Genomic DNA, 12,110 nt, shown 5'->3' on the forward strand with positions numbered 1-12,110 from the left:
CTCACGGACCCGCTGCGACGGGCCTTGACCAGCCGCAGCGTGTGGGCGTCTCGTGTTATTCGGTTTCCAGTTCGATGTCGATGCCGAGCGAGCGGATCTCTTTGATCAACACGTTGAAGGACTCGGGCATGCCGGCCTCCATGCGGTGATCCCCGTCCACGATGTTTTTGTACATCTTGGTACGGCCGTTCACGTCGTCCGACTTCACGGTCAGCATTTCCTGCAGGGTGTAGGCGGCGCCATAGGCTTCCAGCGCCCAGACCTCCATCTCCCCGAAACGCTGGCCACCGAACTGCGCCTTACCACCCAGCGGCTGCTGGGTAACCAGGCTGTAGGAGCCGGTGGAACGTGCGTGCATCTTGTCGTCGACCAGGTGGTTCAGTTTGAGCATGTACATGTAGCCGACGGTGGTCGGGCGCTCGAACATGTTACCGGTACGACCGTCGAACAGGCGCATCTGGCCGCTTTCCGGCAGATCGGCCAGCTTCAGCATGGCCTTGATCTCGCGTTCCTTGGCACCGTCGAACACCGGGGTCGCCATGGGCACGCCGGCACGCAGGTTCTTCGCCAGGTCGAGGATTTCCTGGTCGCCCAGTTCGTCCAGATTTTCCTGACGGCCACCGATCTCGTTGTAGATCTCGTGGAGGAACTTGCGCAGTTCAGCGACCTTGCGCTGCTCTTCGAGCATGCGGTTGATCTTCTCGCCCAGGCCCTTGGCCGCGAGGCCGAGGTGGGTTTCGAGGATCTGGCCCACGTTCATACGCGACGGTACGCCCAGCGGGTTGAGGACGATGTCCACCGGAGTGCCATTGGCATCGTGCGGCATGTCTTCGACCGGCATGATCACGGAGACCACACCCTTGTTACCGTGGCGGCCCGCCATCTTGTCGCCCGGCTGGATGCGACGCTTGATGGCCAGGTAGACCTTGACGATCTTCAGTACGCCCGGAGCCAGGTCATCGCCCTGCTGCAGCTTGCGCTTCTTGTCTTCGAACTTGTCGTCGAGCAGCTGACGGCGGTCGGAGAGGTAGGCCTGAGCCTTCTCCAGCTGCTCGTTCAGCGCGTCGTCGGACATGCGCAGCTTGAACCACTGACCATGCTCGAGGCCGTCGAGGAAGCCGTGATCGATCTCGGCGCCTTTCTTCAAGCCAGCACCACCTTCTGCCTTGGCACCAACCAGGGCGGAACGCAGGCGCTCGAAGGTTGCACCTTCGACGATACGGAACTCTTCGTTGAGGTCCTTGCGGATCTCGTCGAGCTGCATCTTCTCGATGGCCAGTGCGCGGCTGTCACGCTCAACACCGTCACGGGTGAAGACCTGAACGTCGATGACAGTGCCCTTGGTGCCAGTCGGCACACGCAGGGAGGTGTCCTTAACGTCGGATGCCTTCTCACCGAAGATCGCACGCAGCAGCTTCTCTTCCGGAGTCAGCTGGGTCTCGCCTTTCGGAGTTACCTTGCCAACCAGAATGTCGCCAGCGCCAACTTCGGCGCCTACGTACACGATGCCCGCTTCGTCCAGCTTGTTCAGTGCCGCTTCACCTACGTTCGGGATGTCGGCAGTGATTTCTTCTGGGCCGAGCTTCGTGTCACGCGCCACACAGGTCAGTTCCTGGATGTGGATGGTGGTGAAGCGATCTTCCTGGACCACACGCTCGGAGAGGCAGATGGAGTCTTCGAAGTTGAAACCGTTCCAGGGCATGAACGCGACGCGCATGTTCTGACCGAGAGCCAACTCACCCATGTCGGTGGACGGGCCGTCGGCGAGGATGTCGCTGCGCGAAACCTGATCACCCTTCTGCACCAGCGGACGCTGGTTGATGCAGGTGTTCTGGTTGGAACGGGTGTATTTGGTCAGGTTGTAGATGTCGACGCCGGCTTCACCGGTTTCGACTTCGTCATCATTGACGCGAACAACGATACGGCTGGCATCGACGGAGTCGATCACGCCACCGCGACGCGCCACGACGCAGACACCGGAGTCACGGGCGACGTTGCGCTCCATGCCGGTACCGACCAGGGGCTTGTCGGCACGCAGGGTCGGCACGGCCTGACGCTGCATGTTCGACCCCATGAGTGCACGGTTGGCGTCGTCGTGCTCGAGGAACGGAATCAGCGAGGCAGCGACGGATACGACCTGCTTCGGCGATACGTCCATCAGGGTGACGTCTTCCGGCGCCTTGACGGTGAATTCGTTCAGGTGACGTACGGCAACCAGCTCGTCGACCAGCTGACCCTTCTCGTTCATCGTTGCCGATGCCTGGGCGATGACGTGGTCGGCCTCTTCGATAGCGGAGAGGAAGACGATCTCGTCGGTCACCTGAGTGCCATTGACCACACGGTACGGGCTTTCCAGGAAGCCGTACTGGTTGGTGCGGGCATAGGTTGCCAGGGAGTTGATCAGACCGATGTTCGGACCTTCAGGGGTCTCGATCGGGCACACGCGACCGTAGTGAGTCGGGTGTACGTCGCGGACTTCGAAGCCGGCGCGCTCACGGGTCAGACCACCTGGGCCGAGTGCAGAGACGCGGCGCTTGTGGGTGATCTCGGAGAGCGGGTTGTTCTGGTCCATGAACTGGGAAAGCTGGCTGGAACCGAAGAACTCCTTGATCGCGGCAGCCACTGGCTTGGCGTTGATCAGGTCCTGCGGCATCAGGCCTTCGCTTTCGGCCATCGACAGACGCTCTTTGACCGCACGCTCTACGCGCACCAGGCCAACGCGGAACTGGTTTTCGGCCATTTCGCCAACGCAACGCACACGACGGTTACCCAGGTGGTCGATGTCGTCGACGATGCCTTTGCCGTTACGGATATCGACCAGAGTCTTGAGGACTTCGACGATATCTTCCTTGCTCAACACGCCCGAACCTTCGATCTCGGTGCGACCGATACGACGGTTGAACTTCATGCGGCCAACAGCGGACAGGTCGTAACGCTCGGCGCTGAAGAACAGGTTGTTGAACAGGGTCTCGGCAGCTTCCTTGGTCGGCGGCTCACCGGGACGCATCATGCGATAGATTTCTACCAGGGCTTCCAGTTGGTTGCCGGTGGAGTCGATCTTCAGCGTATCGGAGATGAACGGACCGCAGTCGATGTCGTTGGTGTACAGGGTCTCGATGCGGACGACCTGAGCCTTGGCGACTTTCGCCAGGATGTCGGTGGTCAGCTCGGTGTTGCACTCGGCGATGATTTCGCCGGTAGCCGGATGCACGATCACCTTGGCGGTAGTGCGGCCCAGGAGGTAGTCCAGGGGGACTTCCAGCTCCTTGATACTGGCCTTTTCCAGCTGATTGATGTGGCGCGCAGTGATACGGCGGCCCTGCTCGACGATGACCTTGCCGCTCTCGTCCTTGATGTCGAACACGGCGATCTCGCCACGCAGACGCTGGGGAACGAGCTCCAGGCTCAGGTTCTCACCTCTGACGTGGAAGACGTTGGTCGCATAGAAGGCGTCGAGCACTTCTTCGGTGCTGTAGCCGAGCGCGCGCAGCAGTACCGAGGCCGGCAGCTTGCGGCGACGGTCGATACGCACGAATACGCAGTCCTTCGGGTCGAACTCGAAGTCCAGCCAGGAGCCGCGGTAAGGGATGATACGAGCGGAGTACAGCAGCTTGCCCGAGCTGTGAGTCTTGCCGCGGTCGTGATCGAAGAACACGCCCGGCGAACGGTGCAGCTGGGAGACGATGACGCGCTCGGTACCGTTGATGATGAAGGTACCGTTCTCGGTCATCAGGGGGATTTCCCCCATGTAGACTTCCTGCTCCTTGATGTCCTTGATCGCTTTGTTCGACGACTCTTTGTCGAAGATGATCAGACGGACTTTCACTCGCAGCGGCACGGCGAAAGTTACGCCGCGCAGCACGCATTCCTTGACATCGAAAGCCGGCTCGCCCAGGCGATAGCCGACGTATTCCAGAGCGGCGTTACCGGAATAGCTGATAATCGGGAATACAGACTTGAAGGCCGCGTGCAGGCCGATATCACGAAACTGGTCCTTGCTCGCGCCTGCCTGCAGGAATTCGCGGTACGAATCCAGCTGGATGGCCAGGAGGTAGGGTACATCCATGACGTCCGGCAACTTGCTAAAGTCTTTGCGGATACGTTTTTTCTCAGTGTATGAGTAAGCCATCAGCGTTCCCCAGCTTGGTCACCTGCTTGTTTGGCTCCCCCGACGGGAGTAGCCAGAAAATCGTGCAAACCCCTTGGTTTGCGCCACCTCTCGGGTGGTTTTTCACGTCCTGGACGGGGCATGCGCCAACCATCTAGAACGGAAAAAGGCCGGTGGCATAAGCCACCAGCCATCAGCCTCGCGCGAGTCGCTCGGGCTGTAGACGCAAAGTCGTCGCTTACTTGAGCTCGACTTTGGCGCCAGCTTCTTCCAGAGCCTTTTTGGCAGCTTCGGCTTCTTCTTTCGAAGCGCCTTCTTTGACTACGCCCGGGGCACCGTCAACAACTGCTTTGGCTTCTTTCAGACCCAGACCGGTCAGTTCGCGAACGACTTTGATGACGTTCACTTTCTTCTCGCCGGCTTCGGTCAGAACGATGTTGAACTCGGTTTGCTCTTCAGCAGCAGCAGCAGCAACAGCCGGGCCAGCAGCAACAGCGGCAGCAGCGCTTACACCGAACTTCTCTTCCATCGCCTTGATCAGTTCAACAACTTGCATCACGGACATTTCGGATACGGCGTTGATGATGTCTTCGTTGGTCAGAGCCATGACTCTAATTCCTGTATTGATGGACGGCCTTTGGTGGCCATCGAATTAAACGAGTTTACGTAGAAGGAGCAGTGCGCCTGGATCAGGCAGCAGCGCTTTCCTTCTGGTCGCGAATTGCCGCCAGAGTACGAGCCAGCTTGCTGGTAGCGCCTTGAATCACGCTCATCAGCTGCGATACGGCCTCGTCGTAGGTCGGCAGGGTTGCCAGTACGTCGATCTGGTTAGCTGCAATCAGCTTGCCTTCGAACGCGGCAGCCTTGATCTCGAACTTGTCCTGACCCTTCGAGAATTCCTTGAAGATACGAGCGGCAGCGCCCGGATGTTCATTGGAAAACGCGATCAGGGTCGGGCCTTTGAACACGTCGCCGAGGACTTCGAAAGAAGTACCTTCAACGGCGCGACGAGCCAGGGTGTTACGCACGACTTTCACGTACACACCGGCCTCGCGGGCCTCTTTACGGAGTCCGGTCATGGCTCCCACAGTCACGCCACGGGCATCAGCCACGACAGCGGAGAGGGCAGCTTTGGCAGCCTCGTTGACTTCAGCGACGATGGCCTTCTTGTCTTCGAGTTTAATTGCCACGGGTTCACTCCTGGATGTTACCGGTTCGTCCAGCCGAGGCCGGACGGCGTTTTGGTGTCTGATTCGGTAAACGAATCGGGAGCACCATCTGCGTAGGCTCGGGAATCGCTTCCCGGTTTGAGGCTTTCACCGCCTACGGTCTTGGATAGCCCCCGCCAGGCAGGGACCCCAATACCTGCGCAGCGGGCAAGCCCGCTGCGACTTCATTCTTTAGGCTTCCAGGGAAGCCTGATCGATCTGCAGACCCGGGCCCATGGTGGTGCTCAGGGTCACGCGCTGAACGTAAACACCCTTGGAGGTGGACGGCTTCAGACGCTTCAGGTCGACCAGCAGGGCTTCGACGTTCTGCTTCAGCTTGACCGGTTCGAAATCGATCTTGCCAACAGAAGCGTGGATGATGCCGTTCTTGTCAGTACGGAAGCGCACTTGACCAGCCTTGGCATTCTTGACGGCAGTGGCCACGTCCGGGGTCACGGTACCGACCTTCGGGTTCGGCATCAGACCGCGCGGACCGAGGATCTGGCCCAGCTGACCGACGACACGCATCGCATCCGGGGAGGCGATAACAACGTCGTAGCTCAGGTCGCCGCCCTTCATCTCGGCAGCCAGTTCGTCCATGCCAACGCGATCAGCGCCGGCAGCCAGAGCGGCTTCAGCGCCCGGACCCTGGGTGAACACGGCAACGCGAACGCTTTTGCCGGTGCCGTTCGGCAGCACGGTGGCGCCACGAACAACCTGGTCGGATTTACGCGGATCAACGCCCAGGTTGATAGAGATATCAACGGACTCTTTGAACTTGATGGTCGACAGCTCAGCCAGCAGTTTGGCCGCGTCTTCGAAACCGTATTGTTTGCCGGCTTCGATTTTCTCAGCGATAGCCTTCTGGCGCTTGGTCAGCTTAGCCATTTACACACCCTCCACGTTCAGGCCCATGCTACGAGCGGAGCCGGCGATGGTACGCACGGCCGCATCCAGGTCAGCTGCAGTCAGATCAGCCTGTTTAGCCTTGGCGATATCTTCCAGCTGGGCACGGGTAACAGTGCCGACCTTCTGGCTGTTCGGGCGAGGCGAGCCGCTGGTGATGCCAGCCGCTTTCTTCAGCAGCACGGAAGCCGGGGTGCTTTTGGTTTCAAAAGTGAAGCTGCGGTCGCTGTACACAGTGATGATCACGGGAGTCGGCAGACCGGGCTCCATACCCTGGGTCTTGGCGTTGAACGCCTTGCAGAATTCCATGATGTTCACGCCGTGCTGACCCAGAGCCGGGCCGACGGGCGGGGACGGGTTGGCTTGAGCAGCCTTCACTTGCAGCTTGATATAAGCCTGAATCTTCTTAGCCATCTATAACTCCAATATCGGGTTCAAACGCCTTGAGGCTCCCCGTTTGCTTTCGCGTTTATCCCAGTGACGACAAAACCCCGCAACCGATGGCTGCGGGGTATGGGATGCCTATTTCAGCTATGCCTTTTCGACCTGACTGAACTCCAGCTCCACCGGCGTGGAGCGGCCGAAGATGAGCACGGCAACATGAATCCGGCTCTTCTCGTAGTTAACTTCTTCAACGACACCATTGAAGTCCGCAAACGGACCGTCAATGACACGAACCGTTTCGCCCGGCTCGAACAACGTCTTGGGCTTGGGCTTGTCACCGCTGTCCGCAACGCGACGCAGGATAGCCTCGGCCTCTTTATCAGTAATCGGAGCAGGCTTGTCGGCAGTACCACCAATGAAGCCCATGACGCGAGGAGTATCCTTGACCAAGTGCCAAGTACCCTCATTCATTTCCATCTGAACCAGCACATAACCAGGGAAGAATTTGCGCTCACTCTTGCGCTTCTGGCCGTTCCGCATCTCAACCACCTCTTCAGTGGGGACGAGAATCTCACCAAAACCATCTTCCATGCCGGCAAGCTTCACGCGCTCGACCAGCGACCGCATTACGTGCTTTTCATAACCGGAGTAGGCATGCACAACGTACCAACGCTTAGCCACGGCGCACCCTTAACCTACAATCATCGAAACGAGCCAACCGAGCAGGGAATCAAGACCCCACAGCAGCAGCGCCATTACCAGAACAACAGCCACGACAATCAACGTGGTCTGCGTGGTTTCCTGACGAGTCGGCCAGACGACCTTGCGAATCTCCGCACGGGCCTCTTTAGCCAAAACAAAGAATGCTTGCCCCTTGGCGGTCTGCAGCGCTACAAATGCAGCACCCACACCAAGAACCAGCAAAACGAGAACGCGATAAATGATCGGCTCAGCAGAGAAATACTGATTACCAACCACACCCACCGCGACAATTGCAGCCACAACGATCCACTTCAGAACGTCGAAGCGTGTTTCTTTGGCTTCAGCCTTGGCATTCATCAGCTAGGACCTTGTGAATATTTGCCAAACTTCCTTTCTGGAAATTTGGCAGGCCAGGAGGGAATCGAACCCCCAACCTGCGGTTTTGGAGACCGCCGCTCTGCCAATTGAGCTACTGGCCTGTAACGAAGTCAGGCCGACCATTATGCCGGCCTGACGGAGTTAGATCAATCGATTACTCGAAGATCTTGGCAACCACGCCGGCGCCAACGGTACGGCCGCCTTCGCGAATCGCGAAACGCAGGCCGTCTTCCATGGCGATCGGAGCGATCAGGGTGACAACCATCTTGATGTTGTCGCCCGGCATTACCATTTCCACGCCTTCCGGCAGCTCGCAGTTACCGGTAACGTCGGTGGTGCGGAAGTAGAACTGCGGACGGTAGCCTTTGAAGAACGGGGTGTGACGACCACCTTCTTCTTTGGACAGTACGTACACTTCGCACTCGAACTTGGTGTGCGGCTTGATGGTGCCCGGCTTGGCCAGAACCTGACCACGCTCTACGTCGTCACGCTTGGTGCCGCGCAGCAGGATACCAACGTTCTCACCAGCACGACCTTCGTCGAGCAGCTTGCGGAACATTTCAACGCCGGTGCAGATGGTCTTGGAGGTATCACGGATACCAACAATTTCCACTTCTTCCTGGACCTTGACGATGCCGCGCTCAACACGACCGGTAACCACGGTACCGCGGCCGGAGATGGAGAACACGTCTTCGATCGGCATCAGGAACGGCTGGTCGATGGCACGAACCGGCTCCGGAATGTAGGTATCCAGAGTCTCTACCAGCTTACGAACAGCGGAAACGCCGATTTCGTTGTCGTCTTTGCCTTCCAGCGCCATCAGCGCGGAACCGATAACGATCGGAGTGTCGTCGCCCGGGAAGTCGTAGGTGTTCAGCAGATCGCGAACTTCCATTTCGACCAGTTCCAGCAGCTCGGCGTCGTCAACCATGTCGGCCTTGTTCAGGAACACGACGATGTAAGGAACGCCTACCTGACGGGACAGCAGGATGTGCTCGCGGGTCTGCGGCATGGGGCCGTCAGCAGCGGAGCAAACCAGGATCGCGCCGTCCATCTGAGCAGCACCGGTGATCATGTTCTTCACATAGTCAGCGTGACCGGGGCAGTCAACGTGAGCGTAGTGACGGATCGCCGAGTCGTACTCAACGTGGGAGGTGTTGATGGTGATACCGCGAGCTTTCTCTTCCGGCGCGTTGTCGATCTGGTCGAACGCACGAGCAGAACCACCCCAGGTCTCGGAGCAGACTTTGGTCAGAGCAGCGGTCAGAGTGGTTTTGCCATGGTCAACGTGACCAATGGTACCAACGTTGACGTGCGGTTTGTTACGTTCGAATTTTTCTTTAGCCATCGAGAACGTCTCCCATCAAAGAATTGAGCGAGTCACGCCACCATTAAAACAAAGGCAGATATTCACATATCTGCCTTTGTTGAGATGGAGCTCATGAGCGGAATCGAACCGCTGACCTCACCCTTACCAAGGGTGTGCTCTACCAGCTGAGCTACATGAGCCAAACACATTGCACAAACGCCAAACTTGGAGCGGGTAGCGGGAATCGAACCCGCATCATCAGCTTGGAAGGCTGAGGTTCTACCACTGAACTATACCCGCGGAGCCTGTCGCTCACGCTTGAATCTGGTGGAGGGAGAAGGATTCGAACCTTCGAAGTCTATGACGTCAGATTTACAGTCTGATCCCTTTGGCCGCTCGGGAATCCCTCCATTTGGGAGGCGGCATTTTCAACTTCTGCCACCCTGCTGTCAAGCTTTTTCTCATTTAAATCTTGAGGTTAGCTAATTCTGACAGCAGCTTCGCAGTCCCACTTTTTCAGCCTGCCTGCGAAGCGGGCGCCATTCTATTCAAACTATCTAGAGGATGCAACGTTTTCGCACGGCATTATTTTATGCTGCAATCCACCGAAGTCCCGAGCCAGCTCACCGAGCAACGCGTCATCCGCAAGGCGCCTGCTTTCCGGGGCAATTTTGACCCAGAAATCTCGATGCGAGCGCGACAATTCGCGCATTGCAGGCTCGTACCCTGCATCCCTCAAACGAGCCATTACGCTCTCGGCGGAATCCATTCGCGGGAAAATCCCGAGCGAAATCCCATTCTGCAGGTCACCCTGGCTGATTATATAGCTATCAATTTTCCGAGCCTGGAGCTCCTTCAGCTGGCGCAACGAAGCCTGCCGCGACGCAAGAGGAGCAAGGTAAACCCAATAATCGACACCCGCAGCGGCGTCGACCTCTTGCACCTGGCTCTGAATATCCAGCGCAATGAGCCGCTGCTCAACCTCCTTGGCCTGAGCTTCTTGCTCGAAACTTCCCAAGAAGAGGCATGCGGTCTCCGGAGCGGAAGCAGGAGAACCAGGAAGCTCTTCGCGCCGAGGCTTTGCATCCTTCGACTCACTCAACAAGCGAATGTCTTGCTGCCCGCCCTTATAGAGGGAGAGTGTCTCCACCTCCTTTGCGCGAAGAGGGGCCTGCTGCTGATGCCAGACATAGTAGAAAAGGTTAAGAACCAGGAGCAGTAGAAACATCCAGCGCATGACTAACCTCAAGAGAGCGGGCAGGCAATCGCCAAACCAACAAACACCAAATCCGGAAGAACTTTTGCCTGGGGAAACGCGTCCCTGACCATAAATGCGTCTCCACCTGTTAGATACAGCTCGTAAGCCCCACCCAACCACTCCTCGGCCTGCTCGACCTGCGTCTGCACGAACCCCTGCAGCATCAGCAGGCAGCCCCGCTCAACGGCCTCAACCGTGGAGCGTCCAGGCACCATCTTCTGCAAAGCCCGTTCAGCAGCATCATCGCCATACCGGATGCGGCGAGTGTGTGTGCGCAACTGATTGCGCATGAGCGGCATACCAGGACAGATGAAGCCGCCTAGATGACTGCCTTCTGCAGTAACGAAGTCAGAAGTTACCGCAGTGCCGAGATCCAGCACCAAACAGGCACGCCCCGACAAGTGATAGGCGCCTAGCACGGCAAGCCAGCGATCGAGGCCGAGACGCTGGAATTCGTCATAGCCATTACGGACCCCCGCCATCTCCTGCGCCGACTCCGCACAAACCGAGTCTATGGAGAACGCCCGCTGAAGCTTGCCCGTCAATTGCTGAGTCTCTTCATCACTACGGACACTTACAAGACGGCAACGACTTAGCTCCACCCCTGGAGATGAAGACAGCACCTGCAGCAACTCTTCATCAGAGCCGACTACGCCTCCCACCACAACGCGCGCCTCGGGATTAGATATCACGCGCCATTTGATGAAGCTGTTACCGCAATCAAGCTCAAGAATCATCACGCAGCCTCAAACTGAGCTCTCCACCACTAAAGACATTTTCAACACCGTCTACATCCATACGTAGGGCGCCGCTATCGTCTACACCTAACACCACGCCATCGATACGACGCTGTCCCGCTACCAGAGAGGCGCTGCGCCCTTGCCAAAGATGATCAGCCTCCCACTCAGCGCGCAGCGTCTTGAATCCGCCATAGGCACTCTGCGCTAGGCAAAGGTCCAATTGCTCCAGGACACCCACAGCTAGCTCGTTCCGATCGACCAGCTCTCCTCCCTCAAGGAGCATTGAGGTCCAGGGCTGATCTATCTGCACATCAGGACTGCGCATGTTGACGTTAATGCCAATGCCGATGATGACGCTGCAGATATCCGCAGGATCGCCTATGAGCTCAAGGAGTATTCCCGCGATCTTGCGATTACCGACCAGAATATCGTTAGGCCATTTAAGCCCAACCCCTGAAAGCCCTTTCGCACGTAGCGCTCGAAGGACGGCAAGCCCCACAACAAGGCTGAGCCCCTCCAACTGACGCGCCCCACCCTCGATCCGCAACCCGACACTGCAGTAAAGGTTTTGGCCATAAGGACTGACCCACTGCCGCCCTCTCCTACCGCGACCGCCACTCTGATGCTCCGCCAGAACAGCAAAGGGAGGTTCTTCTCCAGCGGCAATCCGTCGCATGACTTCTGCATTCGTGGAATCGATGGTTTCCACAACGGTTTTAGTCCAACCAGGGACAGCATCGTTCAGCTTGAGAGGATCAAGAAGGCTGAGCGGTGATGCCAGGCGATACCCTTTGCCACGGAGCTTATGAATTGGCAGGTCGTAATCGAGTTCGAGTTGCTGCAGCTGTTTCCAGATAGCACTGCGACTTATGCCGAGCACACGCCCCAAGGCCTCACCGGAATGGAACTGGCCATCCTGTAGAAGTTTCAACAAGGTAAGCATGCGCGCACCGCCTCAGAATGAGGCAGGCATCATAGCCATGCAGGTAGGGATTGCATAGAAAATGCGCAGATCGAGATGAAGCGATATAGCCCTGAGGCCATATACGAGAGACGGTAGAAGCCAACTTTTCCACAGCACAAAGTCAAACCCCCGACCTTCTTACGAAGATCGGGG

At 57.8% G+C, this 12,110-nt stretch carries 11 protein-coding genes, 4 tRNA genes and 1 pseudogene; all 16 read right to left on the bottom strand.

From position 1 onward, the window contains the following. Positions 1 to 55: 55 nt before the first annotated feature. The 16 genes and pseudogenes from rpoB to birA all read right to left on the bottom strand — a co-directional run bounded on the left by rpoB (position 56) and on the right by birA (position 11,936). The gene (gene rpoB, locus OEJ36_RS11405) at positions 56 to 4,129 is read right to left on the bottom strand and encodes a DNA-directed RNA polymerase subunit beta (RefSeq protein ID WP_263401596.1); all 4,074 of its coding nucleotides are present in this window, start codon (positions 4,127 to 4,129) and stop codon (positions 56 to 58) included. Positions 4,130 to 4,346: 217 nt separating this feature from the next. Next, positions 4,347 to 4,715 (bottom strand): 50S ribosomal protein L7/L12, encoded by a 369-nt coding sequence (gene rplL, locus OEJ36_RS11410; protein ID WP_263401597.1) that lies wholly within the window; start codon positions 4,713 to 4,715, stop codon positions 4,347 to 4,349. Positions 4,716 to 4,797: 82 nt separating this feature from the next. After that, positions 4,798 to 5,298, bottom strand: coding sequence for a 50S ribosomal protein L10 (rplJ, locus tag OEJ36_RS11415; protein WP_021217010.1), 501 nt, complete (start codon positions 5,296 to 5,298; stop codon positions 4,798 to 4,800). Between the two features lie 210 nt (positions 5,299 to 5,508). Next, the gene (rplA, locus tag OEJ36_RS11420; RefSeq protein WP_021217009.1) at positions 5,509 to 6,204 is read right to left on the bottom strand and encodes a 50S ribosomal protein L1; all 696 of its coding nucleotides are present in this window, start codon (positions 6,202 to 6,204) and stop codon (positions 5,509 to 5,511) included. Further along, the gene (rplK, locus tag OEJ36_RS11425) at positions 6,205 to 6,636 is read right to left on the bottom strand and encodes a 50S ribosomal protein L11 (protein ID WP_021217008.1); all 432 of its coding nucleotides are present in this window, start codon (positions 6,634 to 6,636) and stop codon (positions 6,205 to 6,207) included. Between the two features lie 117 nt (positions 6,637 to 6,753). Continuing rightward, a complete protein-coding gene (gene nusG, locus OEJ36_RS11430) occupies positions 6,754 to 7,287 on the bottom strand; it encodes a transcription termination/antitermination protein NusG (RefSeq protein ID WP_031286913.1) in 534 nt (177 codons plus the stop codon). 9 nt (positions 7,288 to 7,296) lie between these two features. Continuing rightward, positions 7,297 to 7,665 carry a preprotein translocase subunit SecE gene (gene secE / locus OEJ36_RS11435; RefSeq protein WP_263152438.1) on the bottom strand — a complete coding sequence of 123 codons (369 nt, stop codon included), beginning with the start codon at positions 7,663 to 7,665 and terminating at the stop codon, positions 7,297 to 7,299. Positions 7,666 to 7,711: 46 nt separating this feature from the next. Continuing rightward, positions 7,712 to 7,787, bottom strand: a tRNA-Trp gene (locus OEJ36_RS11440). A 53-nt stretch (positions 7,788 to 7,840) separates the two neighbouring features. Next, positions 7,841 to 9,034 carry an elongation factor Tu gene (gene tuf, locus OEJ36_RS11445; RefSeq protein WP_184492125.1) on the bottom strand — a complete coding sequence of 398 codons (1,194 nt, stop codon included), beginning with the start codon at positions 9,032 to 9,034 and terminating at the stop codon, positions 7,841 to 7,843. Between the two features lie 85 nt (positions 9,035 to 9,119). Further along, positions 9,120 to 9,195, bottom strand: a tRNA-Thr gene (locus tag OEJ36_RS11450). 26 nt (positions 9,196 to 9,221) lie between these two features. Next, positions 9,222 to 9,295 (bottom strand) — tRNA-Gly (locus OEJ36_RS11455). 25 nt (positions 9,296 to 9,320) lie between these two features. Then, positions 9,321 to 9,405: transfer RNA gene (locus OEJ36_RS11460), tRNA-Tyr, on the bottom strand. Positions 9,406 to 9,580: 175 nt separating this feature from the next. Further along, positions 9,581 to 9,727, bottom strand: a complete 147-nt coding sequence (locus OEJ36_RS30620; protein WP_411860995.1) for an MJ0042-type zinc finger domain-containing protein — start codon at positions 9,725 to 9,727, stop codon at positions 9,581 to 9,583. A gap of 97 nt (positions 9,728 to 9,824) precedes the next feature. Then, positions 9,825 to 10,232, bottom strand: a pseudogene (locus OEJ36_RS30625) (SPOR domain-containing protein); the annotation flags it as partial. Between the two features lie 8 nt (positions 10,233 to 10,240). Continuing rightward, entirely contained in the window at positions 10,241 to 10,990 is a 750-nt protein-coding gene (locus OEJ36_RS11470; RefSeq protein WP_263401599.1) for a pantothenate kinase, read from the bottom strand. After that, complete coding sequence (gene birA / locus OEJ36_RS11475) at positions 10,980 to 11,936, bottom strand: bifunctional biotin--[acetyl-CoA-carboxylase] ligase/biotin operon repressor BirA (RefSeq protein ID WP_263401600.1); 957 nt, start codon at positions 11,934 to 11,936, stop codon at positions 10,980 to 10,982. The genes OEJ36_RS11470 and birA overlap by 11 nt, the downstream gene beginning before the upstream one ends. Positions 11,937 to 12,110: the final 174 nt, after the last annotated feature.

This window comes from Pseudomonas sp. PDM13, from assembly GCF_025685765.1.
Lineage (GTDB): Bacteria > Pseudomonadota > Gammaproteobacteria > Pseudomonadales > Pseudomonadaceae > Metapseudomonas > Metapseudomonas solani.

Excerpts from the sequence above, each read along its gene's own strand:
- rpoB (WP_263401596.1), bottom strand. The coding sequence starts at position 4,129 with ATGGCTTACTCATACACTGAGAAAAAACGTATCCGCAAAGACTTTAGC.
- rplL (WP_263401597.1), bottom strand. The coding sequence starts at position 4,715 with ATGGCTCTGACCAACGAAGACATCATCAACGCCGTATCCGAAATGTCC.
- rplA (WP_021217009.1), bottom strand. The coding sequence starts at position 6,204 with ATGGCTAAGCTGACCAAGCGCCAGAAGGCTATCGCTGAGAAAATCGAA.
- rplK (WP_021217008.1), bottom strand. The coding sequence starts at position 6,636 with ATGGCTAAGAAGATTCAGGCTTATATCAAGCTGCAAGTGAAGGCTGCT.
- secE (WP_263152438.1), bottom strand. The coding sequence starts at position 7,665 with ATGAATGCCAAGGCTGAAGCCAAAGAAACACGCTTCGACGTTCTGAAG.
- tuf (WP_184492125.1), bottom strand. The coding sequence starts at position 9,034 with ATGGCTAAAGAAAAATTCGAACGTAACAAACCGCACGTCAACGTTGGT.
- OEJ36_RS30620 (WP_411860995.1), bottom strand. The coding sequence starts at position 9,727 with ATGCAGGGTACGAGCCTGCAATGCGCGAATTGTCGCGCTCGCATCGAG.
- OEJ36_RS11470 (WP_263401599.1), bottom strand. The coding sequence starts at position 10,990 with ATGATTCTTGAGCTTGATTGCGGTAACAGCTTCATCAAATGGCGCGTG.
- birA (WP_263401600.1), bottom strand. The coding sequence starts at position 11,936 with ATGCTTACCTTGTTGAAACTTCTACAGGATGGCCAGTTCCATTCCGGT.